Genomic DNA, 25,010 nt, shown 5'->3' with positions numbered 1-25,010 from the left:
CAACCGGTCTCTATGCCAACCCTGCGCACTTTTCTCGCCACTGCCCTGCTGGGCCTGACCCTTTGTGTCGGCACCGTTCACGCGGCCGACCCGCCCAGCGCCGACGCTGTCCAGCAAACCCTGGACAAACTGCCCGATCGCAAGCTGCCCGACGCCGACATGAAAGCGTTGCAGGGCATCCTGCAACAGACCCTGACCTACCTGGCCAACAAGCAGGACTACGAGCAGCGCCTGGCAGATCTGAAGCGTCAGCTGGAAGATGCCCCGCGCCAAACCACGGACAACCAGCGCGAGCTGACTCGGCTCAAGGCCACCAAAGTCATCCCGGTGGCCCAACGCTACGCCAGCCTGCCCGTGCCGCAGCTTGAACAGTTGTTGGTCCAGCGCACCACCCAGCAGGGTGACTTGCAAAAAGAGCTGGCCGACGCCAACAGCCTGACCATCGCCGCCCAAACCCGGCCCGAGCGCGCGCAGACCGAAATCAGCAGCAGCCAGACGCGTATCCAGCAAATCAATGCGACTCTCAAAGCGGGCAAAGACAACGGCAAAGCCCTCAGCAGCGACCAGCGCAACCAGCTCAACGCCGAACTCGCCGCCCTCAACGCACTGATTCCCCTGCGCCGTCAGGAGCTGGCCGGCAACAGCCAGCTGCAGGACCTGGGCAACAGCCAGCACGACCTGATCCAGGAAAAAACCGCGCGCCTGGAGCAAGAAATCCAGGACCTGCAAACCCTGATCAACCAGAAACGCCTGGCCCAGTCCCAGCAGACGGTGACCCAGCAGTCCATCGAAGCGCAGAAGGCCGGCGGCAGCAGCCTGCTGGCCACGGAAAGCGCGGCCAACCTGAAGCTCTCCGACTACCTGCTCAAGAGCACCGACCGCCTCAACGACCTGACCCAGAAAAACCTGCAGACCAAGCAGCAACTGGACACCGTCACCCAAAGCGATTCGGCGCTGGACGAACAGATCAACGTGCTCAAGGGCAGCCTGTTGCTGTCCAAGATCCTCTACAAACAGAAACAGGCCCTGCCACGCCTGACCGTCGACCGTGACCTGGCCGACGACATCGCCAACATTCGCCTGTACCAGTTCGAGGTCAACCAGCAGCGCGAGCTGATCAGCTCCCCCAGCGCGTATGTGGATAACCTGCTGGCCAACCAGCCACCGGACGACATCACCCCGCAATTGCGCCGCACCCTGCTGGAACTGGCAATCACCCGCAGCGACTTGCTGGAGCGCCTGAGCCGGGAACTGAGCGCGCTGCTCAACGAATCCATCACCCTGCAACTGAACCAGAAACAACTGCTCAGCACCGCCACCACCCTGCGCGCCACGCTCGATGAGCAGATGTTCTGGATCCCGAGCAACAAGCCGCTGGACACCGAGTGGCTGGAAACCGTACCGGCGCACCTGAGCAAGCAAATCACCACCCTGCCCTGGGCTTCCAGCGTCAGCGAACTGTATGACGGCCTGACCCAGCGCCCCTTGCTGTTCCTGCCGCTGCTGCTGTTGATCGGCGCGCTGTTGTGGCGGCGCAAGGCGCTGTATCAGCGCCTCAACAAAGTCCACCTGGACATAGGTCACTTCAAGCGCGACAGCCAGTGGCACACGCCGCAGGCGATCCTGATCAACATCCTGCTGGCGATGCCGGTGTCCCTGGGCCTGGCGCTGTGCGGCTATGCGCTGCAGATCGACGCCCGTGGGCAAAACGCCAACCTGGGCTCGGCCCTGCTGCAGATCGCCCAGGCGTGGCTGGTGTTTTACACCGCTTACCGCATCCTGGCGCCCGGCGGTGTGGCCGAACTGCACTTTCGCTGGGAAAAACCCCAGGTCGAATTCCTGCAAGGCTGGGTACGCAAGCTCGGGCTGGTAGTACTGGCGCTGGTGGCCGTAGTGGCCATTGCCGAGCACCAACCGGCGGCACTCGCCGAAGACGTGCTGGGTATCGCCGTGGTACTCACCTGCTACGCCTTGATGGCGTGGTTGCTCAGCCGCCTGCTGCTGAACAGCCCCACCCATGAGAAAGCCTCGCTGTTTCGCAAAGCCGTGGGCCTGTTGTTCACCGCCCTGCCCATTGCGCTGTTTATCGCGGTTTGCTTCGGCTACTACTACACCGCGCTCAAGCTCAGTGATCGCTTGATCAACACCCTGTACCTGCTGATGTTCTGGCTGGTGATCGAAGCCACCTTCGTCCGCTGGCTGAGCGTCGCCGCCCGACGCCTGGCCTATGCCCGCGCCCTGGCCAAACGCCAGGCCGCCAAGGAAGCCGGCGAAGGCGAAGCGGTGGTTGAAGAACCCACCCTGGACATCGAAAAGGTCAACGAACAATCCCTGCGCCTGATCCGCCTGGCCTTGCTCGGCGGCTTTATCGCAGCGCTGTACTGGGTATGGTCGGACCTGATTTCGGTATTTTCCTACCTGGACAACGTCACGCTGTACGAATACACCAGCGGTACCGGTGCGAATATCAGCATGGTGCCGATCAGCATCGGCGACTTGCTCGGCGCGCTGATCATCATTGGCATCACCTTCGCCCTGGCGCGCAACCTGCCAGGCTTACTCGAAGTGCTGGTGCTGTCCAAACTGGAACTTGCCCAAGGCAGCGCCTATGCCACCACGACGTTGCTGTCGTATGTGATCGCCGGCGTGGGTTTCGTCTCGACGCTGTCCACCCTCGGCGTCAGCTGGGACAAGTTGCAGTGGCTGGTGGCGGCGTTGTCGGTAGGCTTGGGCTTCGGCATGCAGGAGATCTTCGCCAACTTCATCTCCGGCATCATGATTCTGTTCGAGCGCCCGGTGCGCATCGGCGACACCATTACCATCGGCAACCTATCGGGCACGGTGAGCAAGATCCGCATCCGCGCCACCACCATCACCGACTTCGACCGCAAGGACATCATTGTCCCGAACAAGACGTTCATCACCGGGCAACTGATCAACTGGTCGCTGACCGACACCATCACCCGGGTCACCCTGAAGCTGGGCGTCGACTACGGCTCCGACCTGGACCTGGTGAGGGAACTGCTGCTCAAGGCCGCCAGGGAAAACCCGCGGGTACTGAAAGAACCGGAACCCCACGTGTACTTCCTCAACTTCGGCGAAAGCACCCTCGACCATGAGCTGCGCATGCATGTGCGCGACCTGGGCGACCGCAACCCGGTGCTGGACGAGGTCAATCGCTATATCAACCGTGAGTTCAAGAAGCAGCACATCAACATCTCGTTCCGACAGATGGAGGTGTACTTGAAGAACATGCACGGCCAGGAATACAAACTGGTGCCGGTGGAAGACGAGCGCAAGACCCTCGTCGCGCCCGAGCAGGATACCCCCGAGCCGCCCGCCGGAAAGGTCGAAGACGCGCCTGAACCACCGCCGAGCAAACTCGACTAACGAACTCAGCCCCAGCAAAATGCTGGGGCATCCTGCTGGAGATCGCCGGTGAAAGCCCTCGACGAACTGACCTTCGACAACCGCTTCGCACGCCTGGGCGATGCGTTCTCAACCCACGTTCTGCCCGAGCCGCTCGATGAGCCGCGCCTTGTCGTGGCGAGCAAAGCGGCCATGGGCCTGCTCGACCTCGACCCGGCCGTGGCCGAGACGCCCCTGTTTGCCGAATTGTTCGGCGGGCACAAGCTGTGGGCCGAAGCGCAGCCGCGGGCGATGGTCTATTCCGGGCACCAGTTCGGCGGCTACACCCCACAATTGGGCGATGGCCGAGGGTTGTTGCTGGGCGAGGTGTATAACCAGGCGGGCGAGCATTGGGACCTGCATCTCAAGGGCGCCGGCATGACGCCTTACTCGCGGATGGGCGACGGGCGTGCGGTACTACGTTCCTCGATCCGTGAGTTTCTCGCTTCAGAAGCGCTGCATGCCTTGGGCATACCCAGCAGCCGCGCTTTGTGCGTGATCGGCTCCAGCACGCCGGTGTGGCGTGAAAAGCAGGAACGCGGGGCGATGGTGCTGCGCCTGGCACCCAGCCATATCCGCTTCGGGCATTTCGAATATTTCTACTACACCAAAAAGCCCGAGCAGCAGGCCGAACTGGCTGAACACGTGTTGAACCTGCACTACCCCGAGTGCCGCGAGCAACCGGAACCCTACCTGGCGATGTTCCGCGAAATCGTCGAGCGCAACGCCGAGATGATCGCCAAATGGCAGGCCTATGGGTTCTGTCATGGCGTGATGAACACCGACAACATGTCGATCCTGGGCATCACCTTCGACTTCGGGCCGTTTGCGTTTCTTGATGACTTCGATGCGCACTTCATCTGCAACCACTCCGACCACGAGGGGCGTTACTCCTTCAGCAACCAGGTGCCGATCGGGCGGTGGAACCTCAGCGCATTGGCCCAGGCGCTCACGCCATTCATCAGCGTTGATGCACTCAAAGAAGCCCTCGGCCTGTACCTGCCGCTGTATCAAGCCCACTACTTGGACCTGATGCGTCGCCGGCTGGGCCTGACCAGGGCCGAAGACGATGACCAGCAACTGGTGGAGCGGTTGCTCAAGCTGATGCAGAACAGCGGCGTGGATTACACCCTGTTCTTCCGGCGCCTCGGCGATGAGCCGGCAGCGTTGGCGGTTACCCGGTTACGCGATGACTTTGTCGACATGGCCGGCTTCGACACCTGGGCCGAACGGTACACGGCGCGGGTCTTGCGCGACGGCGATTACAGCCAAGAGCAGCGCCGTGAGCGTATGCATGCCGTGAACCCGCTGTACATCCTGCGCAATTACCTCGCACAAAACGCCATCGCCGCCGCCGAGCAAGGCGATTACAGCGAAGTGCGACGGCTGCATGAGGTACTGACCAAGCCGTTTGAGGAACAAGCGGGGATGGAGCAGTACGCACAGCGGCCGCCGGATTGGGGCAAGCATTTGGAGATTAGTTGTTCGTCTTGAGCGCTTAGATAAAGGTCTCCACGGAGACCCCAAAGCGCTCGGCCAACCACCGAATTTGGCGCACGTTAAGCTGGCGTTTTCCGCTCAATATCTCAGAGACGACTGATTGCGCCCCAACCCCCGGAAGGTCGCTCTGAGTGAGATTGTGCTCGCGCATCATGTAGCGCAGCACATCGACACCGCTGGCCACTGGCATTGGACGATGTTCACGGTCGTAGGCTTCGATCCAGTCGCTGAAAATATCGACCAGGCTCATCAGCGGACTGTCTTCGTCATCGCCCACCAGGCTCAACAGCTCATCCAAACCGCAGACCAGTGCGTCGTAGTCTGCCTCGTTTTGCGGCTTGCACAGCACAGGCGCAACGAACTCCCAATGCTCTGCCGCTACTCGCATAAGCGCGCTCATCTGATTTTTTCCTTCCATTTGTCCTTCTCATAATCGCGATGGTCAAGCAGGTGCTTGATGTAAACGCGCTGCATTCGATACTGCACCGACGCAATCAACCTCAGCTTGTTACCGCCAATATCAAATACATGAAATTCACCTACCTTATCCGTGGCGGGAAACATGGCTTTCATTGCAGCGAAGTCCTTGGGAGCGTTGCGTTTGATCACGCGATACCACTGATCCAAAGCTGTTGCCGAGCGCGGCCATTTTCCCTTTGCTTCCCAGATCCTGCTTTCACTGATGACTCGCATGCAACGTCCTTATCGCATCTTGCTATGAAGGTTAAACCTGAATTCGAACTATCGCAATTTGCTATAGCCGCAAACAGACCAGTGGCGCACACGAAATAGCCTAGACAGCCGACTCACCGGGGCGCCGGCAAAAATGTGAGCGAATGAGTCTCTGCACCCAGCCTTGATAAATCTCAGCCCCGCCACCAGATACCATCTATTGGCCAGTCCCCAGGAGCCTCCGATGTCTGAACCTCTCGTAATCCCCTGCCCTCATTGCAACGCTCTCAACCGCATCCCCGGCGAACGCCTGGGCGATGCGCCGAAATGTGGGCGCTGCAAGCAGCCTGTGTTGTTGAATAAGCCCTTTGAATTGAAACAAGGCGACTACGCCAGCCAGATCAAGGGCGACCTGCCGTTGCTGGTGGATGTGTGGGCGGATTGGTGTGGGCCGTGCAAGTCGTTTGCGCCGGTATTCGAGCAGGCCGCCGGGCAGTTGGAAGGCAAGTGCCGGCTGGCCAAGCTCGACAGCGAGGCTAATCAACAGCTGTCGGCGCAATTGGGGATTCGCTCGATTCCCAGCTTGATCCTGTTCAAGAATGGCCGCGAAGTGGCGCGCCAGAGCGGGGCGTTTCCGTTGCCGCAGTTGATGAGCTGGTTGCGCAGCCAAGGCGTGTAACCGGCCCATCAGAACAACACCAAACCATGTGGGAGGGGGCTTGCCCCCGATAGCAGTGGATCAGTTGCCAAGTACAGGACTGACACACCGCCATCGGGAGCAAGCCCCCTCCCACATTTGACCGCGTTTTAGCCTTGGGCCAGTGGGGCTTGGCGGTCCATCATCTGGCTGACCAGCATGACGCCAAGCTGTTGAGCACGAGGGTTTCGGTAGGGAGGTTGGGTGCCACATTGAAAAGACTGATAGACATGCATTTGTTCCCTGATAGGGCTGCTACCACTTCGCTACTAAACGAAGGGTGGCAGCTGTACGCAGGTTAGTAGACCGGGGAACAAAGCAAAGACCGGCGCACCCGAAGGTGCCCTGCATACAGCCACCATCAGGTAGGCGGTAAACGCCATGCTGTTGAAGCGGTACAAATACTTTGGTCGTTAGGGCTACTAAACCCGATCACTGAACATTCAGCGACCGGCAAACCTTAGAGACGCCCATCCAGACGCACAAGCCGGCGGATTCTGGCGTAGCTGTAGGCAAGGTTACAAGGCCAATCCCCTGCTGCCAGACCGCTCCTACAGACTGCGTAGGACAAGTCCCAGAAACCCAGCTGGAATGCAATCCAAAAAAATGTGGGAGGGGGCTTGCTCCCGATTGCGGTATGTCAGCCAGCTTATCTGTAGCTGACACACTGCTATCGGGGGCAAGCCCCCTCCCACATTGGATCTGTGCAGTGCTTGAGGTCAGGCACTTTCCAGCAGGTTATGCAGTTCCACAAACTGCAGCGTCAGCTTATGCCGTGGGTCCAGATGGATCAGCGGCTTGCTCTCCTGGTGCGACTCGCGCATGCGCACGGAGCTGGCCAGGTACACCGGCAATACCGGCAAGCCTTCGGCAATCAATTCATCCAGGATCTGCTGCGGCAGGCTCGCCCGGGCCTGGAACTGGTTGACCACGATACCTTCCACTTCCAGGCCTTCGTTATGGTCATCCTTCAATTCTTCGATTTCGGCCAACAGGCCATACAGGGCCTGGCGCGAGAAGCTGTCGCAGTCGAAGGGAATCAGCACGCGATCAGCGGCAATCAGCGCGGAAACCGCATAGAAATTCAGGGCCGGCGGCGTATCCAGGTAAATCCGGTCGTAATCCTCGCTCAACTCATCCAACAGCTTTCGCAGCTTGTTGATCTTGTGCTTGGCCTCAAGCTTGGGCTGCAGGTCCGCCAGTTCCTGCGTGGCGGTGATGACGTGCAGGTTGTCGAACGGCGTCTCGTAGATATCCACCTTGTTCTTCTTCGAAAACGGCCCGGAAGACAGGGTTTGCTTGAAAAAATCGGCGATTCCCATGGGAATATCGTCGCCGGTCAGCCCGGTGAGGTACTGGGTGGAGTTGGCCTGTGCATCGAGGTCCACCAACAGGGTTCGATAGCCTTCGCTGGCGCTGACCGCCGCCAGGTTGCAGGCGATGCTGGACTTGCCCACGCCGCCTTTCTGATTGAACACCACGCGCCGCATGGAAAAACCTCCGTGTATCAATGAATGACCGAGTGTAGAGCGCAAAAGCGCCGGTTAGCTACCTCGTTCATCCATCGGCGGTGTCTGGCCCACAAATGAATGGGAACGCTCCGACAATCCGGTCCAGCCCTCTAGCGCGCACAATCTGTAAATTCGTCCAACTAATTTGTGATCGCCCGTGAACAAATTTTTACCAATGTTTGCTAGAACCCAGCGGCACCGGGATAATGCGCGCCATTCGGCCATTGCCCTCTGTCCCGGAATCCGGGGCCATCGGCCGCACACGGAAGCCCGCAGGGGCGGGATAACTTCTCAGTGATCAACTTCAACATCGCCCAATGGCGCGCCTGGGCTCCTGGCCTGGAGAGCGCGCACGACTGGCACGCCTGGTGTCGGGACCCGGTGTTGCTGCCCGTCAGCGACGCATCCCCGGATGTGTCATTTCTGCCAGCCATGCAGCGCCGACGCTTGAGCCGTCTGGCGCGCATGGCGTTCAGCGTGGGCTGGCCGCTGGCCGAGGGCCTTGAAGCGCTGCCACTGGTGTTTATCTCCCGCCACGGCGAAACCCCGCGCACCCTCGACATCCTCAGCGACCTGGCCAACGAGCAACCGCTGTCGCCGACCCAGTTCAGCCTGTCAGTGCATAACGCGGTGATTGGCCTGTGGTCGATCCTGCGCAATGAAACCAGCGAAATGACGGCCCTCGCCGCCGCCGGTGATGGCCTCGAACATGGCCTGCTCGAAGCCGCCGCGCTGCTCAACGAAGGCGCTCCAGCCGTATTGCTGGTGATCACCGAAGAACAACCGCCCCAGGCGTATGCCAACTGGATCGCTGACGTGCCCTTCCCCTACGCCCTCGGCCTTTTGCTCACACCGGGCGACGAGTGGCAGCTGGAACTAAACAGCGGCACTGTCCAACTCACTCCAACCCAGTGGCCCCACGCCCTGAACCTGCTGCGCACCTTGTTGACCGAACAGGGTGCCTGCCAACATGCCTGGAAGAACCGAGTATGGAACTGGCGACGCAAGCCCTGACCGACAAACCACGGCAGGCCTATTACTGGCGCCTGTTCGCCACGGCCACCAGCTTCTTTGTGTTCGGTGTCGGCGGGCTGTGCCTGCGTTTGCTGGTATTCCCGCTGCTCAGTTGCCTGCCGGGCGACGCCGGGCAACATCAACGACGTGCGCGTCACACCATCAGTTGCCTGTTCTGGTTTTTTATTCGGCTGATGAAATTTCTGGGCATCCTCACCTACAGCGTCGAGGGTGAGCAAAAGCTCGGCCGCCCTGGCCAGATGATCGTCGCCAACCATCCGTCGCTGATCGACGTGGTGTTCCTGATCGGCCTGATGCGCCAGACCAATTGCGTGGTCAAGCAGAGCCTGTTTCAAAATCCGTTCACCCGTGGCCCAGTGCGCGACGCGGGTTACATCAGCAACGACGGCAGCGCCGACATGCTGGATGCGGCCGCCGATGCGCTGCGCGCCGGCCAGACCCTGATCATCTTTCCCGAAGGCACCCGCACCACACCCGGCGCGGCACCTGCCTTTCATCGCGGCGGCGCGGCCATTGCGTTGCGCGGTGCGACAATCATCACCCCGGTGGTGATCAAGGTCAGCCCCACCACCCTGACCAAGGCCGAGCCCTGGTATCGCATACCCAAATGCCGATTCCACTTCAGTTTGCGCGTAGGTGCCGATATAGAACCACACGTGTTTGCCGCACAGGGCCCCGCCCCCCAGGCGTCACGCAAGCTCAACGATTACCTGCATCACTATTTCATTAAGGAGCTCGCCGAAGATGAGCGACCAACACCGCCTTGAGCACGACATAAAGATGCTGATCATCGAGGCCCTGGGCCTGGAGGACATCAGCGTCGACGACATCGGCAGCGACCAGACCCTGTTCGGCGAAGGCCTGGGCCTGGACTCGGTCGATGCCCTGGAGCTGGGCCTGGCCATTCAGAAAACGTACGGCATCAAGATCGACGCCGACGCCAAGGACACGCGCAATCATTTCACCAACGTGGCCAGCCTTGCGGCATTCGTCACGGCCAGACAGGCAGCTTGAGACCGGACCATGCAAACTCGTGACGATATTTTCAACACCCTGCGCGACGCCTTGGTGGAACTGTTTGAACTGGAACCTGAACGCGTCACCCTTGATGCCAACCTGTACCAGGACCTGGAAATCGACAGCATCGATGCCGTGGACCTGATCGACCATATCAAGCGTCAGACCGGCAAGAAGATCGCCGCTGAAGAATTCAAGGCAGTTCGCACCGTGAATGACGTGGTTGAGGCGGTGTACCGTCTGGTCCAACCCGCCGCATGAGCCGGCTGATCGGCCTTGGTCTGTTGCTGGCGGGGCTGCTGTACCCCTTTGCGGTGTATTACGGCACCGAGCATTTTGCGCCCTGGCAATTCGGCCTGCTGCTGGGCAGCCTGTGGCTGCTGCGCGCGTTCACCGCTGCGCGACGCCCCGGCAGCCGCTGGATGGCGCTGGTGGTGATCGTGTTCTGCCTGGCGCTGGCCTGGTTCGACAACCCACAGTGGTTGCGTTGGTACCCCAGCCTGGTCAGCGCGTTCATGCTGGCACTGTTCGGCCTGAGCCTTATCTACGGGCCGCCGATGGTCGAGCGCCTGGCGCGCATGAGCGAGGCGCAGTTGCCGCCGCAGGCGATTGTGTACACCCGCCAGGTCACCGTCGTGTGGAGTGTGTTTTTTCTGTGTAATGGCCTGCTCGCTGCCGCCCTCACCTTATGGGCGCCATTGAGCTGGTGGACGTTGTACAACGGCTTGATCGCCTACGGGCTGATGGGGCTGTTGTTTGCCGTGGAATGGCTGGTACGACAAAGGGTTCGAGGCCGCATATGAAAGGTTTGAAACTTGAGCATCTGCTGCTCGAGCCGCAGGAACACCGCCAGGTCACGACTGAGCCGGCGCTGAATCATGCACAACTGGTGGAGCAATCGCTGCGCCTGGCGGCAGGCCTGCAAGCGCGTGGCATACAGCGCCTGGCGGTGCACCTGGAAGACGCGGGCGTACTGGCGATTGCCTTGCTCGGCGCCTGGCGTGCCGGAGTCAGCGTGCTACTGCCCGCCGACCTGCAGCCCCAGACCCGTCAACGCTGGGCCGACGCTGTCGATGCCTGGCTGACGCAAGCGTCGGAACTGGAGGCCCTGTATCAGGCGCCCTTGAGCCCCGCCGCACTCGACCTGGATAGCTGCCAACTGAGCCTGTGCACCTCCGGCTCCAGCGGCGAACCCAAGCGGATCGACAAGTCCCTGCGCCAGCTGGCCAATGAGGTCCAGGCGCTGGAAGCGCTGTGGGGCGTCGACCTGAAGGACGCCTGCATCATCGGCAGCGTCGCCACCCAACATATCTACGGGCTGCTGTTTCGCGTGCTGTGGCCGCTGTGCGCCGGTCGTACCTTCGTACGCAGGCAACTGGCCTTTCCCGAGGACATGCAGCGCGCCAGTCGCGAGCATGCGCAATTTGCCTGGGTGGCCAGCCCGGCACTGCTCAAGCGCATGGGCGATAACCTCGACTGGCCGGCACTGAGCCAGGTGGCACGGGTGTTTTCCTCCGGTGGCGCCTTGCCTGTCGAGGCCGCCGGCAGCCTCTATGACCGCTTGCAGCAATGGCCGACGGAGATTCTTGGCAGCTCGGAAACCGGCGGTATCGCCTGGCGCCAGGGGGCCCAGCCCTGGCAGCCGTTTGCCGATGTGCAACTGAGCCAGGATGCCGACGGCGCCCTGCGAATTGCCTCGCCGTACCTGCCCGACGGGCATGTCGAACAGACCGCCGATGCCGCGCGCATCCATGCCGATGGCCGCTTCGAACTGCTTGGCCGCCTGGACCGCATCGTCAAGCTGGAAGAAAAACGCATCTCCCTGCCGATGCTCGAACAGGCGTTGATGACCCACCCCTGGGTCGCCGAAACGCGCCTGGGCGTGGTGCAGGAAAACCGCGCCTCGCTCGGTGCCCTGGTGGTGCTGAGCGCGGCAGGGTTGCATGCGCTGCGCAACCAGGGCCGGCGCACGCTGACCCAAACCCTGCGCGAGCACCTGAGCCAGCATTGCGAAGCCCTGGCCCTGCCCCGCCGCTGGCGCTTGCTGCGCCAACTGCCGCTCAACAGCCAGGGCAAGCTGCCCCAGGCCGATATCGAGGCCCTGTTGCTGGCGCCGCGGCCCAAGGCGCCGGAGGTGCTGGAGCAGGTCGAAACCGACGGCGAATGGACGTTGCAACTGAGCATTGCGCCGGACCTGGCCTATTTCAGCGGGCACTTCCCGGTAACGCCAGTACTGCCGGGGGTGGTGCAGGTGGAATGGGCCTTCAACCTGGGCCAGCAGCTGCTGGACCTGCCGCCGACATTCGCCGGTATGGAAGTGCTCAAGTTCCAGCAACTGGTGCGCCCCGGTGACCGTATCGAACTGCACCTGCGCTTCGACCAGGAACGCGGCAAGTTGTATTTCGCCTACCGCAATGGCAACGCCGCGTGCTCCAGCGGCCGAATCGTGCTGGAGGCGCCGAATGAATAGTCTTCTGTGGCGAGACGCTCATCATGCATAACCCCTGCGCCCTGATCCCGGTCTACAACCATGAAGCCGCCGTGCCCGCCGTGGTCCGCAGCCTGCTGAACAGCGGCCTGCCGTGCCTGTTGGTGGACGACGGCAGCAGCGCGGCCTGCGCAGCGGTGTTGGCGCAATTGGCGCTGTTGGACAACGTTACCCTGCTGACCCTGCCGAGCAACCAGGGCAAGGGCGGCGCGGCCATGGCCGGCTTTCGCGAAGCTGCGCGACTGGGTTACACCCATGCCCTGCAGGTCGATGCCGATGGCCAACACGACCTGCGCGAAGTCGAGACCTTTATCGACACCTCCCGCCGGCACCCCGACGCCATCATCTGCGGCTACCCCGAATACGACGACAGCGTGCCCAAGGGTCGCCTCTACGCACGCTACCTGACCCACGTGTGGGTGTGGATCAACACGCTGTCGTTGCAGATTCGCGACTCGATGTGCGGCTTTCGCGTGTACCCGCTGGCCCCCACGCTGGCGCTGATGGACTCGGCCTACATCGGCACGCACATGGATTTCGACTCAGACATTCTTGTGCGCCTGGCCTGGCGCAACCAGCCCATGCGCTGGCTGCCCACCCAGGTGCATTACCCGGCCGACGGCCTGTCGCACTTTCGCTTGTTCCGCGACAACGTGCGCATCAGCGCCATGCACACGCGACTGTTCTTCGGCATGCTGGTGCGCGCGCCGGCTATCCTGTGGCGTCGGTGGCAGGCATGAGCGACAGCGGCAAACACTGGGCCGACCGCGAGGAACGCGGCAGCTTCTGGCTGATGAAATTCACCGCAGTCGCGGCCAAAGTGCTTGGCCGCCGCCTGCTAAGCCCGCTGCTGTACAGCATCGTGTTTTACTTTTTCCTGTTTGGCCGCACCGCGCGCCAGAGTGCCTGGCAATACCAGCAGCGCCTGGCGCAGTGGAGCGCGCGCGACGACTTGCTGCCAACCCACAGAAAGGTCTTTGGCCAGTTCATGGCGTTCGCCGACTCACTGCTCGACAAACTGGACGTGTGGAACGGCAAGCTGCGCCTGGAGCAGATCGAAATCAACGACCCGGCGCAACTGCGCGGCCAACTGCGTGGCGAGCGCGGGCAGATGCTGGTGGGCGCGCACCTGGGCAACCTGGAAGTGTGCCGCGCGCTGGCGGAGATCGGCGAGCAAGTCACCATGAACGTGCTGGTGCACACCAAGCATGCCGAGCGTTTCAATCGACTGCTGGGCGAAGCGGGGGCGACCCACTTGCGCCTGATCCAAGTCAGCGAGCTGGACCCGGCCACCATGCTGCTGCTCAGCCAGCGCCTGGACGATGGCGAATGGCTGGCGATTGCCGGCGACCGCATCCCGCTGCACGGCGGGCGTACGGTGCGCGTCGATTTCCTCGGGCATGAGGCTGCGTTTCCCCAAGGCCCATGGCTGCTGGCCGGCTTGCTCAAATGCCCGGTCAACTTGCTGATGTGCCTCAAGCACCAGGGCCGCTATCACCTGACCATCGAGCCCTTCGCGCAATTGATCGAATGGAAGCGCAGCACCCGCGAGCAGGTCATTGCGCTGTGGACCGCCCGCTACGCCGCGCGCCTGGGCCAGTTCTGCCTGCAAGCGCCTCAACAATGGTTCAACTTTTACCCTTTCTGGAAGACCGATGACCACGTCTCTTGAGCCGATCACCTTTGGCGAACGCCCCCTGCGCATCGAAGACGTACTGGCCCTGGCCAACCGTCAGGTGCCCACCCGCTTGCAGGACGATGCCACGTATCGCCAGCGCATCGCCAAGGGCGCGCAGTTCCTTGACTCGCTGCTGGACAAGGAAGGCGTGATCTACGGCGTGACCACCGGCTACGGCGACTCGTGCGTGGTCGCGGTGCCCTTGCACCATGTCGAAGCGCTGCCGCGTCATCTGTACACTTTCCACGGCTGCGGGCTGGGCAAGTTGCTCGACGCCCAGGCCACCCGCGCCGTGCTGGCGGCGCGCTTGCAGTCGCTGTGCCATGGCGTGTCCGGGGTACGCGTGGAACTGCTGGAGCGCCTGCAGGGTTTCCTTGAACACGACGTGCTGCCGCTGATCCCGGAAGAAGGCTCGGTAGGCGCCAGCGGCGATCTGACGCCGCTGTCCTACGTCGCGGCGACCTTGTCCGGCGAGCGTGAAGTGCTGTTTCGTGGCGAACGCCGCCAAGCCGCCGACGTTCATCGCGAACTGGGCTGGGAACCGTTGGTGCTGCGGCCCAAGGAAGCCCTGGCGTTGATGAACGGCACGGCGGTGATGACCGGCATCGCGTGCCTGGCCTTCGCCCGCGCCGATTACCTGCTGCACCTGGCCACGCGTATTACCGCGCTGAATGTGGTGGCGCTGCAAGGCAACCCGGAACACTTCGACGAGCGCCTGTTCGCCGCCAAGCCCCATCCAGGGCAGATGCAAGTCGCCGCCTGGTTGCGCCAAGACCTGGCCATTGATGCACCGACGGCCCCGCTGCACCGCCTGCAGGACCGCTATTCGCTGCGCTGCGCGCCCCATGTGCTCGGCGTACTGGCCGACAGCCTGAACTGGCTGCGCTCGTTTATCGAGATCGAGCTGAACAGCGCCAACGACAACCCGATCATCGACGCCGAAGCCGAACGCGTGCTGCACGGCGGGCACTTCTACGGCGGGCACATTGCCTTTGCCATGGACAGCCTCAAGACGCTGGTGGCCAACGTCGCCGACCTGCTCGACCGCCAACTGGCGCTGCTGGTGGACGTGCGCTACAACCACGGCCTGCCGAGCAACCTGTCGGGCGCGCCGGCCGACCGCGCCATGCTCAACCACGGCTTCAAGGCCGTGCAGATCGGCACCAGCGCCTGGACTGCCGAAGCGCTGAAAAACACCATGCCGGCCAGCGTGTTTTCGCGCTCTACCGAATGCCATAACCAGGACAAAGTGAGCATGGGCACCATCGCCGCCCGCGACGCTGTGCGCGTGCTGGAGCTGACCGAACAGGTGGCCGCCGCCACCTTGCTCGCGGCCCACCAGGGCGTGTGGCTGCGTGCCCAGGCCGAGGATGCCCGGCCGTTGCCGCCAGCGCTGGCGGCGATGCATGAAGAGCTGGCCAAGGACTTTGCGCCGGTCATTGAAGACCGCGCGTTGGAAGGCGAACTGCGCCTGTGCCTGCAACGCATTGCCGAGCAACACTGGAGGCTGCATGCGTAGCCCCGGCGTGCTGCACTGCGACACGCACATCCTCGTGCCGTTTTTCGATGTCGACACCATGAACGTGGTGTGGCACGGGCATTACGTGAAGTACCTGGAAGTGGCGCGCTGCGCGCTGCTGGACAAAATCGGCCACAACTACACAGCGATGCTCGAAGCCGGCTACGCCTGGCCGGTGATCGACATGCAGTTGCGCTATGTGCGCGGCGCCACGTTCGGCCAAACGATCAACGTACGCGCCAGCCTGGTGGAATGGGAGAACCGTTTGAAGGTCAACTACCTGATCACCGACCTGGCCAGCGGCGAACGCCTGACCCGCGCCAGCACCGTGCAAGTGGCGGTAGAAATCGCCAGCCGCGAGATGCAATTGGCCTCCCCCAAAGTCTTCACCGACGCCGTAGAAAGGGCCCTGAAATGACCCCCCCTGTAGGAGCGAGCTTGCTCGCGAAGATCGCCAACGATAACGCGGGCCACCTGACGCCCCGCAGCGCCCTCAGGTTTTTCGCGAGCAAGCTCGCTCCTACAGTGGCCGCCGCGTTGCTGAGCTTCAGCGCCCACGCCTTCGACCTGCAACAGCTCAGCGAGCAGCTCGCCAAACCCAGCGTGATCCACGGCCACTTCACCCAGGAAAAACACCTACGCGCCCTGCCCCAGCCACTGGTCAGCAAAGGCAGCTTCGTGCTCGCCAAGGACCACGGTTTGCTGTGGCTGCTCAAAACCCCGCTGCAGCAGGACTACCGCATCAGCGCCCAGGGCATCGCTCGGCGTGACGCCAACGGTTGGCAATTACTGCCCACCAAGAGCGCCGGTACCGAGCAGAATCGTCTGTTCCTCGCCGTGCTTGGGGGCGACAGCAGCGGTTTGCAGCGCGACTTCGAGCTGCAACTGCAAGGCGAGGCTCAACAATGGAAGCTCACACTGATCCCGCGTTCGCTGTTGCTCAAGCAAGTGTTCACCCAGATAAATATCGACGGCGGCGCACTGGTGAACGCCATCGAGCTGCTGGAAACCCAGGGCGACAGCACGGTACTGCGCATGCAGGACAGCACCGCCGACCAGCCACTGAGCGATGCGGAGCAACACGACTTTGCCCAGTGAGCGCCTGCTGCCGCGCCTGTTCCTGATCCTGCTGGTGGCGGTGCTGGCCCTGGCCGGCTGGCAGTGGCGCGACGGTGCGCCACTGTCGGCCAACCTGATGGAGCTGGTGCCCGGCAGTACGCCGGACGCTCTGGAGTTGCAAGCCGAGCAGCGCATGCAGGAACCGCTGAACCGCGAAATGCTGGTGCTGGTGGGGCATGCCGACCGCCAGCAAGCGCTGACTGTGGCGCAGCAACTGGCCGAGCAATGGCAAGCCAGCGGCCTGTTTGAAAAGGTGCAATGGAACCTGCAAGCCGACTTGCCGGCGCTGCGCGAGCAACTGCTGCGCGGTCGACTGGCGATGCTCTCGGCCAAGGACCGCGAGCAGTTGATCCAGCAGCCTGACGCCTTCATCCAGCAGCGTGTGCAGTCACTGTTCGACCCCTTCACCGGCTTCAGTCTGGTGCCGAGCCAGGACGACTGGCTGGGCCTGACCGGGCGCATCCAGAACAGCCAGCCGCAACACGGTGCGGTACAGCTGGATATCGGCAGCGGCGCGTTGATTGCCGATGCCGACGGCAAAAGCTGGGTGCTCCTGCGGGCGCGCACCACCGGCAATGCCTTCGACATGAAGCTGCCGCTGCAAGTGGCGGATTTGCTCCAGGCCAGCCGCACCGAGGCCGGCAGGCAAGGTGTGCAAGTGCTCGCCGCCAGCGGCTTGCTCTACGCGGCCAGCGGGCAGCAGCAAGCCACCCGAGAAATCACCTGGGTCGGCGGCGGCGCCACCGTGGGCATCCTGCTGTTACTGCTGCTGGCGTTCCGGCGCTGGCGGGTGCTGCTGGCGTTCGTGCCGGTCATCGTCGGCATGCTGTTTGGCGCAGTGGCCTGCGTGGCGCTGTTTGGCCATATGCATGTGATGACCCTGGTGCTGGGCTCGAGCCTGATCGGCGTGGCGGTGGACTACCCGCTGCACTACCTGTCGAAAAGCTGGAGCCTGCAACCGTGGCGCAGTTGGCCGGCATTGCGCCTGACCCTGCCGGGGCTGAGCCTGAGCCTGGCCACCAGTTGCATCGGCTATCTGGCGTTGGCCTGGACACCGTTCCCGGCGCTGACGCAAATCGCGGTGTTCTCCGCCGCCGGGCTGGTCGGCGCGTATCTGTCGGCCGTGTGCCTGCTGCCGGCGCTGCTCAGCGGTGTCGAACTGCGCCCTGCGCAATGGCCGCTGCGCATCGCCGAACGCTTGTGGCAGTGGCGAGCGGCATTGATCAAGCGCGTGCCAGGCGCGTTGCTGCTGGTGGGCGTGCTGGTGTTCTGCGCCGGCGGCCTGTGGCAACTGAACAGTAAAAACGATATTCGCCAATGGATCGGCGCGCCGCCGCAGTTGCTGCAAGAAGCCCAGGCCGTGGCGCGCATTACCGGGTTCCAACCCACCAGTCAGTTCTTCCTGGTGCGTGCCGACACTCAGCAGCAGCTACTGGAACGCCAGGCTGCTCTGGGTCAACGCCTGGATCAACTGGTGAACATGGACAAGCTGCAGGGTTACCTGGCGTTGAATCAACTGGTCAACCTGCCCGCCGAGCAGCAGCAACTGCGCGATGCGCTCAATACCCTCGCGCAACACTGGCAACCGCTGCTGGACCTCGGCGTTCCCGCCAGCGCGCTGCAAGCTGAAGTCGCGCAGCTGCAGGCGCTGCCCACCGAAGACATCGACGCCGCGCTCAAAGGCCCCCTGGCCGAGCCGTGGCGCACGTTGTGGCTGGGCCCGGTAGACGGCGGCGTGGCGGCGATGGTCAGCCTGCAAGGCTTGAACCACCCGGCGTTGCTGCGGGTGCAGGCGTTGGATTTGCCGGGCGTGCAACTGGTGGATCGCCTGGGTGACCTGAACCGCGTGTTTGCCGACACCCAAATCAGCGCCGCCGAATTGAAGCTGCTGTCCTGTGTTTTGATTGTGGTCCTGTTGATACTGCCCTTCGGCTTCACCGGCGCCGTGCGCATCGTCGCGCTGCCGTTGTTGGCGGCGCTGTGCAGCCTCGCCAGCCTCGGTTGGCTGGGCCAGCCGCTGACGCTGTTCAGCCTGTTCGGCCTGCTGCTGGTCACGGCGATCAGCGTCGATTATGCGATCCTGATGCGCGAGCAGATTGGCGGTGCCGCCGTCAGCCTGCTGGGAACCTTACTGGCCGCGCTGACGACTTGGTTGTCATTCGGCCTGCTGGCCGTTTCCAGTACCCCGGCGGTGAGCAATTTCGGCCTGTCGGTCAGCCTCGGCCTGGCCTTCAGCTTTATGCTGGCGCCTTGGGCCGGGCAACAGAAACACGCCTTATGAATGTGAATATCGCCAAAGTGGCAAGGAGCCTTCGTGCCCACAGTTGAAATGGAACGTCGCCAGGTGGTGGTGATCGGTGCCGGCCCATCCGGCGCCATCGCGGCCGCGCTGCTCAAACGCAAAGGGCATGATGTATTGATTATCGAGCGCGAGCATTTTCCGCGTTTCTCGATTGGCGAAAGCCTGCTGTCGCACTGCATCGACTTTATCGAAGAAGCCGGCATGCTCGAGGCCGTGCAGGCTGCCGGCTTTCAACTGAAAACCGGCGCCGCGTTCGCCTGGGGCGAGCGCTACAGTGCGTTCGATTTCGGTGACACGTTCAGCAACGGCAAGCCGACGACCTTCCAGGTGCAGCGCGCCGAGTTCGACAAGCTGCTGGCGGATCAGGCAGCGTTGCAGGGTGTGGAAATCCGCTACGGCGAAAGCATCGTCGGCGTGGACTTTTCCGGCGAGTGTCGCTACCTGCACGTACGCCGCCAGAACGGCAGCGAGTACCACCTCAAGGCCAAGTTCGTGCTGGATGCCAGTGGCTACGGCCGCGTGCTGTCGCGCCTGCTGGACCTTGAAGCGCCGTCGAATTTCCCGCTGCGCAAGGCCGTGTTCACCCACGTCGAAGACGGCATCGAACACCCAGGCTTTGACCGCACCAAGATTCTGGTGACGACCCATCCCGAGAAGCGCGACATCTGGTTCTGGACCATCCCGTTCAGCAACGGCCGCTGCTCGGTGGGCGTGGTCGCGGCCCAGGAACATTTTGACGGCCAGGACGGCGACCTCGACGCCTGCCTGCGCGGCTTTATCGAGCAAACCCCAAGCCTGTCCGGCGTGCTGCAACATGCTGTGTGGGACACTCCGGCGCGCAGCATCGGCGGCTATGCGGCCAACGTCAAAACCCTGCACGGCCCTGGTTTTGCGCTGCTGGGCAACGCGGCGGAATTTCTCGACCCGGTGTTCTCTTCCGGCGTGACCATCGCCATGCGTTCGGCGAGCATGGCCGCAGGCTTGCTGCATCGCCAACTGCAGGGCGAAACGGTGGACTGGCAAACCGAGTTTGCCGAACCGCTGAAGCGCGGTGTCGACACCTTCCGTTGCTACGTGGAGGGCTGGTATGCCGGCACCTTCCAGGATGTGATTTTCCACGCAGGCAGTTCGCCGGAGATTCGCCGCATGATCAGCTCGATTCTGGCCGGTTACGCCTGGGACGAACGCAACCCGTTTGTCAGCGAGCCCAAGCGGCGCCTGCGGATGTTGTCGCAAATCTGTGCGAGTGAGACGGCATGAGCGGCCAATACCTGAGTAAAAACTACGTCGAGGAAACCCGATTCGGCTTCTGGTTCCTGCGCAGCCACACCTGGCAGCACCATGTATTGCGCGTGGCGATCAACGACCTGCGCAGCCTGTTCAGCGAACCGCTGCCGGCCGCGCCGGTATTGCTCGACGCCGGTTGCGGCCAGGGAAAGTCGTTCAAGTTGCTGCAGCAGGTCTTTGCACCCTCGCGCCTGATCGGCCTGGATGCCGACCCCCACAGCCTGGCGCTGAGCCGCGAAGAAGCCGCTCGCCAGAGCCTGGACGTGGAGTTGATCGCCAGTGACTGCGCCACCCTCGACGTCGCCGACGCCAGCGTCGATATCGTGTTTTGCCACCAGACCTTTCACCACTTGGTCGAGCAACACCGCTCCCTCAAGGAGTTCTATCGGGTGCTCAAGCCGGGCGGCTATTTGCTGTTTGCCGAATCCACTGAGGCCTATATCGATACCTGGGTGATTCGCTGGCTGTTCCGTCACCCGATGCACGTGCAGAAAAGCGCTGAGGAGTATTTGGACATGCTGCGCGAGCAAGGCTTTGAATTCGGCGCGGGGAACGTCTCGTACCCCTATTTGTGGTGGAGCCGTTCCAGCGATTTTGGCCTGCTCGAACGCTGGGGCCTGCGCCAGGCGCCACCGGTGGGCCAGCGTGAGGAAACCCTGGTCAACTGCGTGGCGCGCAAGCCGCTGGAGAGCGCGAGCTTATGATGCGCTGGTTGTTGATCGGTTGCCTGTTGTTGCTCGGCGCATGCGCCAGCCAGACGCCGCTGCCGGAAAAAATCCCGGCCCTGGCCTTGCCGATGCAATTGCATGTGCAGCGCCTGGAGGGCGACCGCAGCCAGGACTGGCTGCTGGTGATCCAGCGTGAAGGGGCGGCGCTTCGCTGGTCGATGATGGACCCGCTGGGCATTCCCCAGGCCCGGCAGAAGCTGATCGACGGGCAGTGGCAGGCCGATGGCTTGCTGCCGCCCAATCCCCAGGCGCGGGAATTGTTCGCCGCGCTGCTCTTTGCCCTGACCTCGGCGGATGACGTGCGCGCGCTGTATCCTTCGGCCCAAGCCATGGACCTCACGCGAACGCTGCCGGGTCATTGGCAAATCGTCTATCAGTCCTCAGAGGTGTTCAGCGTGAACATGGCGGGCCAACCGTTGAGCTATCGCATTACCCCGCTGGGGGTCGGCAAATGACGGCCTACCTCAATGCCCTCGGTGTGATCTGCGCTCTGGGCCGCGGCCAGGCCGAGGTCAGCCGCAGCCTGTTTGCCGGTGACTGCTCCGGCATGCGTGCCGAGAGCGGCTGGGTGCCTGAGCGTGTGGTGCCGGTGGCGGCTGTGCGCGGCGAGCTGGCGGCCATTCCCGCGCAACTGGGGCCGCAGAGCAGCCGCAATAACCAGCTGCTGTTGGAAGCCGCGTTGCAGATCGAAGCGCAAATCCGCCAGGCAATCCACACCTACGGTGGCTCACGGGTGGGCGTGGTGCTGGGCACCAGCACTTCGGGCATCGACGAAGCCAGTCGCGGCATCGCCCACTACCTGCGCGACAATGCGTTTCCCGGCGACTACGACTACCAGCAGCAGGAACTCAGCGCCCCGGCGAATTTCCTCGCCGACTGGCTGCAATTGAGCGGCCCGGCCTATGTGATCTCCACCGCCTGCACCTCCAGCGCCCGCGCCTTGATGAGTGCCCAGCGCCTGCTCGACCTGGGCGTGTGCGATGCGGTGATCTGCGGTGGTGTCGACAGCTTGTGCAGGCTGACGCTCAACGGGTTTACCGCACTGGAAGCGGTGTCTGCCGAGCGCTGCAATCCGTTCTCGGTGAACCGCAACGGTATCAATATCGGCGAAGCGGCGGTGCTGTTCGTGATGAGCCGCGAGGCAGCACCGGTCGCCCTGCTGGGCAGCGGCGCCAGTTGCGACGCGCACCATATCTCCGCGCCCGAGCCCACCGGCAAAGGGGCGTTGCAGGCGATGCGCAAGGCCTTGGCCTGCGCAAAACTTACGCCCGAACAGATCGGTTACCTGAACCTGCACGGCACCGCCACCCAACACAACGACGCCATGGAGAGCCTGGCCGTCGACAGCCTGTTTCCGGGCGGCGTGGCCTGTTCGTCGACCAAGCCGATGAGCGGCCACACCCTCGGCGCGGCGGGCGCATTGGAAGCGGCGTTCTGCTGGTTGAGCCTGACCCACGGCCTGGTCCCGCCCCACGTGTGGGACGGCCAAGCGGACCCGGCGCTGCCCGCGTTGCAGTGGGCACGCACGGGCGACACCTTGAAAACACCCTGCCTGATGAGCAACTCGTTTGCCTTCGGCGGCAACAACGTCAGCCTGATTATTGGAGAGGCCCCATGACCGATTGGCCACTCGCCGAACTGCTGCCCCACGCGGGCGACATGATTCTGATCGACCAGGTGCTGTCGTTCGATGAAGAGCGCGTGCACACCCGCCTCACCGTCAAGCCCGGCGGCCTGTTCAACCGGGCTGACGGCAGCCTGCCGGCCTGGGTCGGTATCGAGTTGATGGCGCAAAGCGTCGCCGCCTACGCCGGTTGCCGCGCGCGCCAGCAAGGCCGGGCGGTGGAACTGGGCTTCCTGTTGGGCACGCGTAAATTCGAGTGCAACGTGGAGCATTTTCCCGCAGGCGCCGAACTGAACATCCACGGCCTGCGCTCCCTGGAAGACGACAACGGCATGGGGGTGTTCGAATGCCACCTCACCGGCGACGGGATCCAGGCCAGCGCACGCTTGAACGTATTTCGACCGCCCCAGGCGGCCAACTATTTAGATGAATCGAAGGACGAAACGCCATGACTGAATCCGTACTGGTCACCGGCTCCAGCCGTGGCATCGGCCGCGCCATTGCCCTGCGCCTGGCCCAGGCCGGGCATGACATCGTGCTGCATTGCCGCAGTGGTCGCGCCGAAGCCTGCGCGGTACAGGCCCAGATTCAAGCGCTGGGCCGCCAGGCGCGGGTGCTGCAATTCGACGTAGCCGATCGCGCGGCGTGCAAGCAGATCCTGGAAGCCGACGTTGAGCAGCATGGCGCTTATTACGGTGTGGTGCTCAATGCCGGCCTGACCCGCGACGGCGCCTTTCCGGCCCTGTCCGAAGAGGACTGGGACGTGGTGATGCGCACCAACCTCGACGGTTTCTACAACGTGCTGCACCCGGTGATGATGCCGATGATCCGTCGTCGCGCCGCCGGGCGCATCGTGTGCATCACCTCGGTCTCCGGGCTGATCGGCAACCGTGGGCAGGTCAATTACAGCGCGTCCAAGGCGGGCCTGATCGGCGCAGCCAAGGCACTGGCCATCGAGCTGGGCAAGCGCAAGATCACCGTCAACTGTGTGGCACCGGGCTTGATCGATACCGCCATGCTCGACGAAAACGTACCGGTGCAGGAACTGATGAAAATGATCCCGGCACAGCGCATGGGCACGCCTGAAGAAGTGGCAGGCGCCGTGAACTTCCTGATGTCGGCCGAGGCCGGCTATATCACGCGCCAGGTGTTGGCCGTGAACGGGGGCCTGTGCTGATGAAGCGCGTTGTTGTCACCGGCATGGCCGGCATGACCTCCCTGGGCAGCGACTGGGACACCATCGCGGCCAATTTTCGCGCCAACCGCAGCGGCATCCGGCGCATGGACGAGTGGGACCGTTTCACCGAATTGAACACGCGCCTGGCCGGGCCGATTGACGATTTTGTCGTACCGGCGCACTGGACGCGCAAGCAGTTGCGCAGCATGGGCCGCGTCTCGCGCCTGGCGGTGTGGGCTGCGGAGCAGGCGTTGCAGGACGCCGGCTTGCTCGGTGACGCGTCGATCAAAGACGGGCGCATGGGTGTGGCGTGCGGCTCGTCCACCGGCAGCACCGATGAGATCAAGGCGTTCGGCAATATGCTGCTGAACTCGGTGGCCGAAGGGCTCAACGCCAACTCTTATGTGCGCATGATGCCGCACACCACCGCGGCGAATATCAGCATCTTCTTCGGCCTGACCGGCCGTTTGATCCCCACCTCCAGCGCGTGCACCAGCGGTAGCCAGGGCATCGGCTATGCCTATGAGGCGATCAAGTTCGGCCGCCTGCCCTTGATGCTCGCCGGTGGCGCCGAAGAGCTGTGCCCCACCGAGGCGATGGTGTTCGACGCGCTCTACGCCACCAGTCTGAAAAACGACGCCCCCCAAACCAGCCCACGCCCTTATGACAGCGGTCGCGATGGGTTGGTGATCGGTGAAGGCGGCGGCATGCTGGTGCTGGAAGAGCTGGAACACGCACTGGCACGGGGTGCGCATATTCATGCCGAACTGGTCGGCTTTGGCAGCAATGCCGACGGCCAGCACACCACTCGCCCGGAACAGAAAACCATGCGCCGCGCCATGGAACTGGCCCTGGAAGATGCCGGGCTTGAGCCATCCGCCATCGGCTACGTGAACGGCCACGGCACCGCCACCGACCAGGGCGACATCGCTGAAACCCTGGCCACCAGCAGCCTGTTCGGCAGCCGCATGCCCATCAGTTCGCAGAAGAGTTTCCTGGGCCACACCCTGGGCGCGTGCGGGGCGCTGGAATCGTGGTTCAGCATCGAGATGATGAACCGCGACCAGTACGTGCACACCTTCAACCTGGACGCCGTCGACCCGCAATGCGGCGAGCTGGATTACCTGCAAGGTGGCTTTCGCGAGATGCACCACGACTACGTGATGAACAACAATTTTGCCTTTGGCGGCGTCAACACCTCGCTGATTTTCCGCCGCTGGTCCTGACTTTTTAATCGATTGGAGAAAA

General features: G+C 62.9%; 25 protein-coding genes. 22 read left to right on the top strand and 3 right to left on the bottom strand.

The window, feature by feature from the left end:
- Window positions 1-12: 12 nt before the first annotated feature.
- Both mscK and selO read left to right on the top strand, forming a co-directional pair.
- Entirely contained in the window at window positions 13-3,390 is a 3,378-nt protein-coding gene (gene mscK, locus QF045_RS05210; protein WP_306491322.1) for a mechanosensitive channel MscK, read from the top strand.
- A 48-nt stretch (window positions 3,391-3,438) separates the two neighbouring features.
- On the top strand, window positions 3,439-4,902 hold the full coding sequence (gene selO / locus QF045_RS05205) for a protein adenylyltransferase SelO (protein ID WP_306491321.1): 1,464 nt from the start codon (window positions 3,439-3,441) through the stop codon (window positions 4,900-4,902).
- Window positions 4,903-4,906: 4 nt separating this feature from the next.
- Here selO and QF045_RS05200 read toward each other — a convergent pair whose 3' ends face one another.
- Window positions 4,907-5,308: a type II toxin-antitoxin system HigA family antitoxin gene (locus tag QF045_RS05200; RefSeq protein ID WP_306491320.1), complete on the bottom strand. Its 402-nt coding sequence runs from the start codon at window positions 5,306-5,308 to the stop codon at window positions 4,907-4,909.
- Window positions 5,305-5,601 (bottom strand): type II toxin-antitoxin system HigB family toxin, encoded by a 297-nt coding sequence (locus QF045_RS05195; protein WP_043047206.1) that lies wholly within the window; start codon window positions 5,599-5,601, stop codon window positions 5,305-5,307. Before QF045_RS05195 ends, QF045_RS05200 begins: the two co-directional genes overlap by 4 nt.
- Before the next feature lie 223 nt (window positions 5,602-5,824).
- On the opposite strand from QF045_RS05195, the gene trxC reads away from it, so the two are divergent.
- The gene (trxC, locus tag QF045_RS05190) at window positions 5,825-6,259 is read left to right on the top strand and encodes a thioredoxin TrxC (RefSeq protein ID WP_306491319.1); all 435 of its coding nucleotides are present in this window, start codon (window positions 5,825-5,827) and stop codon (window positions 6,257-6,259) included.
- Window positions 6,260-6,996: 737 nt separating this feature from the next.
- Here the strand turns inward: trxC and QF045_RS05185 are convergent.
- A complete protein-coding gene (locus tag QF045_RS05185; protein ID WP_306491318.1) occupies window positions 6,997-7,767 on the bottom strand; it encodes a ParA family protein in 771 nt (256 codons plus the stop codon).
- Between the two features lie 315 nt (window positions 7,768-8,082).
- On the opposite strand from QF045_RS05185, the gene QF045_RS05180 reads away from it, so the two are divergent.
- The 19 genes from QF045_RS05180 to QF045_RS05090 are packed head-to-tail and all read left to right on the top strand — an operon-like array spanning window position 8,083 to window position 24,988.
- Entirely contained in the window at window positions 8,083-8,802 is a 720-nt protein-coding gene (locus QF045_RS05180) for a beta-ketoacyl synthase chain length factor (protein ID WP_306491317.1), read from the top strand.
- Entirely contained in the window at window positions 8,778-9,590 is an 813-nt protein-coding gene (locus QF045_RS05175; RefSeq protein WP_306491316.1) for a 1-acyl-sn-glycerol-3-phosphate acyltransferase, read from the top strand. Before QF045_RS05180 ends, QF045_RS05175 begins: the two co-directional genes overlap by 25 nt.
- On the top strand, window positions 9,568-9,837 hold the full coding sequence (locus QF045_RS05170) for a phosphopantetheine-binding protein (protein ID WP_306491315.1): 270 nt from the start codon (window positions 9,568-9,570) through the stop codon (window positions 9,835-9,837). The genes QF045_RS05175 and QF045_RS05170 overlap by 23 nt, the downstream gene beginning before the upstream one ends.
- A 9-nt stretch (window positions 9,838-9,846) precedes the next feature.
- The gene (locus QF045_RS05165) at window positions 9,847-10,101 is read left to right on the top strand and encodes an acyl carrier protein (RefSeq protein ID WP_003209389.1); all 255 of its coding nucleotides are present in this window, start codon (window positions 9,847-9,849) and stop codon (window positions 10,099-10,101) included.
- Complete coding sequence (locus QF045_RS05160) at window positions 10,098-10,643, top strand: hypothetical protein (protein ID WP_306491314.1); 546 nt, start codon at window positions 10,098-10,100, stop codon at window positions 10,641-10,643. The genes QF045_RS05165 and QF045_RS05160 overlap by 4 nt, the downstream gene beginning before the upstream one ends.
- On the top strand, window positions 10,640-12,310 hold the full coding sequence (locus QF045_RS05155) for an acyl-CoA synthetase family protein (protein ID WP_306491313.1): 1,671 nt from the start codon (window positions 10,640-10,642) through the stop codon (window positions 12,308-12,310). Before QF045_RS05160 ends, QF045_RS05155 begins: the two co-directional genes overlap by 4 nt.
- A gap of 23 nt (window positions 12,311-12,333) precedes the next feature.
- The gene (locus QF045_RS05150) at window positions 12,334-13,068 is read left to right on the top strand and encodes a glycosyltransferase family 2 protein (RefSeq protein ID WP_306491312.1); all 735 of its coding nucleotides are present in this window, start codon (window positions 12,334-12,336) and stop codon (window positions 13,066-13,068) included.
- Window positions 13,065-14,000 carry a glycosyl transferase gene (locus tag QF045_RS05145; protein ID WP_306491311.1) on the top strand — a complete coding sequence of 312 codons (936 nt, stop codon included), beginning with the start codon at window positions 13,065-13,067 and terminating at the stop codon, window positions 13,998-14,000. The genes QF045_RS05150 and QF045_RS05145 overlap by 4 nt, the downstream gene beginning before the upstream one ends.
- Window positions 13,984-15,525, top strand: coding sequence for a histidine ammonia-lyase (gene hutH, locus QF045_RS05140; RefSeq protein ID WP_306491310.1), 1,542 nt, complete (start codon window positions 13,984-13,986; stop codon window positions 15,523-15,525). Before QF045_RS05145 ends, hutH begins: the two co-directional genes overlap by 17 nt.
- The gene (locus tag QF045_RS05135) at window positions 15,518-15,943 is read left to right on the top strand and encodes a thioesterase family protein (protein ID WP_306491309.1); all 426 of its coding nucleotides are present in this window, start codon (window positions 15,518-15,520) and stop codon (window positions 15,941-15,943) included. The genes hutH and QF045_RS05135 overlap by 8 nt, the downstream gene beginning before the upstream one ends.
- Window positions 15,940-16,623, top strand: coding sequence for an outer membrane lipoprotein carrier protein LolA (locus tag QF045_RS05130; protein ID WP_306491308.1), 684 nt, complete (start codon window positions 15,940-15,942; stop codon window positions 16,621-16,623). The genes QF045_RS05135 and QF045_RS05130 overlap by 4 nt, the downstream gene beginning before the upstream one ends.
- Entirely contained in the window at window positions 16,595-18,925 is a 2,331-nt protein-coding gene (locus tag QF045_RS05125; protein ID WP_306491307.1) for an MMPL family transporter, read from the top strand. Before QF045_RS05130 ends, QF045_RS05125 begins: the two co-directional genes overlap by 29 nt.
- A gap of 33 nt (window positions 18,926-18,958) precedes the next feature.
- The gene (locus tag QF045_RS05120; protein WP_306491306.1) at window positions 18,959-20,206 is read left to right on the top strand and encodes an NAD(P)/FAD-dependent oxidoreductase; all 1,248 of its coding nucleotides are present in this window, start codon (window positions 18,959-18,961) and stop codon (window positions 20,204-20,206) included.
- Complete coding sequence (locus QF045_RS05115; protein ID WP_306491305.1) at window positions 20,203-20,937, top strand: class I SAM-dependent methyltransferase; 735 nt, start codon at window positions 20,203-20,205, stop codon at window positions 20,935-20,937. The genes QF045_RS05120 and QF045_RS05115 overlap by 4 nt, the downstream gene beginning before the upstream one ends.
- On the top strand, window positions 20,934-21,416 hold the full coding sequence (locus QF045_RS05110; RefSeq protein ID WP_306491304.1) for a hypothetical protein: 483 nt from the start codon (window positions 20,934-20,936) through the stop codon (window positions 21,414-21,416). Before QF045_RS05115 ends, QF045_RS05110 begins: the two co-directional genes overlap by 4 nt.
- A complete protein-coding gene (locus tag QF045_RS05105; RefSeq protein WP_306491303.1) occupies window positions 21,413-22,579 on the top strand; it encodes a beta-ketoacyl-[acyl-carrier-protein] synthase family protein in 1,167 nt (388 codons plus the stop codon). The genes QF045_RS05110 and QF045_RS05105 overlap by 4 nt, the downstream gene beginning before the upstream one ends.
- On the top strand, window positions 22,576-23,037 hold the full coding sequence (locus tag QF045_RS05100; RefSeq protein ID WP_306491302.1) for a hotdog family protein: 462 nt from the start codon (window positions 22,576-22,578) through the stop codon (window positions 23,035-23,037). Before QF045_RS05105 ends, QF045_RS05100 begins: the two co-directional genes overlap by 4 nt.
- Window positions 23,034-23,762: a 3-oxoacyl-ACP reductase FabG gene (gene fabG, locus QF045_RS05095; protein ID WP_306491301.1), complete on the top strand. Its 729-nt coding sequence runs from the start codon at window positions 23,034-23,036 to the stop codon at window positions 23,760-23,762. Before QF045_RS05100 ends, fabG begins: the two co-directional genes overlap by 4 nt.
- Window positions 23,762-24,988, top strand: coding sequence for a beta-ketoacyl-ACP synthase (locus QF045_RS05090; protein ID WP_306491300.1), 1,227 nt, complete (start codon window positions 23,762-23,764; stop codon window positions 24,986-24,988). Before fabG ends, QF045_RS05090 begins: the two co-directional genes overlap by 1 nt.
- The last annotated feature ends 22 nt before the right edge of the window (window positions 24,989-25,010 follow it).

The organism is Pseudomonas sp. W4I3, from assembly GCF_030816195.1.
In the GTDB taxonomy this organism is placed as follows: domain Bacteria; phylum Pseudomonadota; class Gammaproteobacteria; order Pseudomonadales; family Pseudomonadaceae; genus Aquipseudomonas.
The sequence above is the reverse complement of the archived record's forward strand: the minus strand, read 5'-3'. Positions and strand labels throughout refer to the sequence as shown.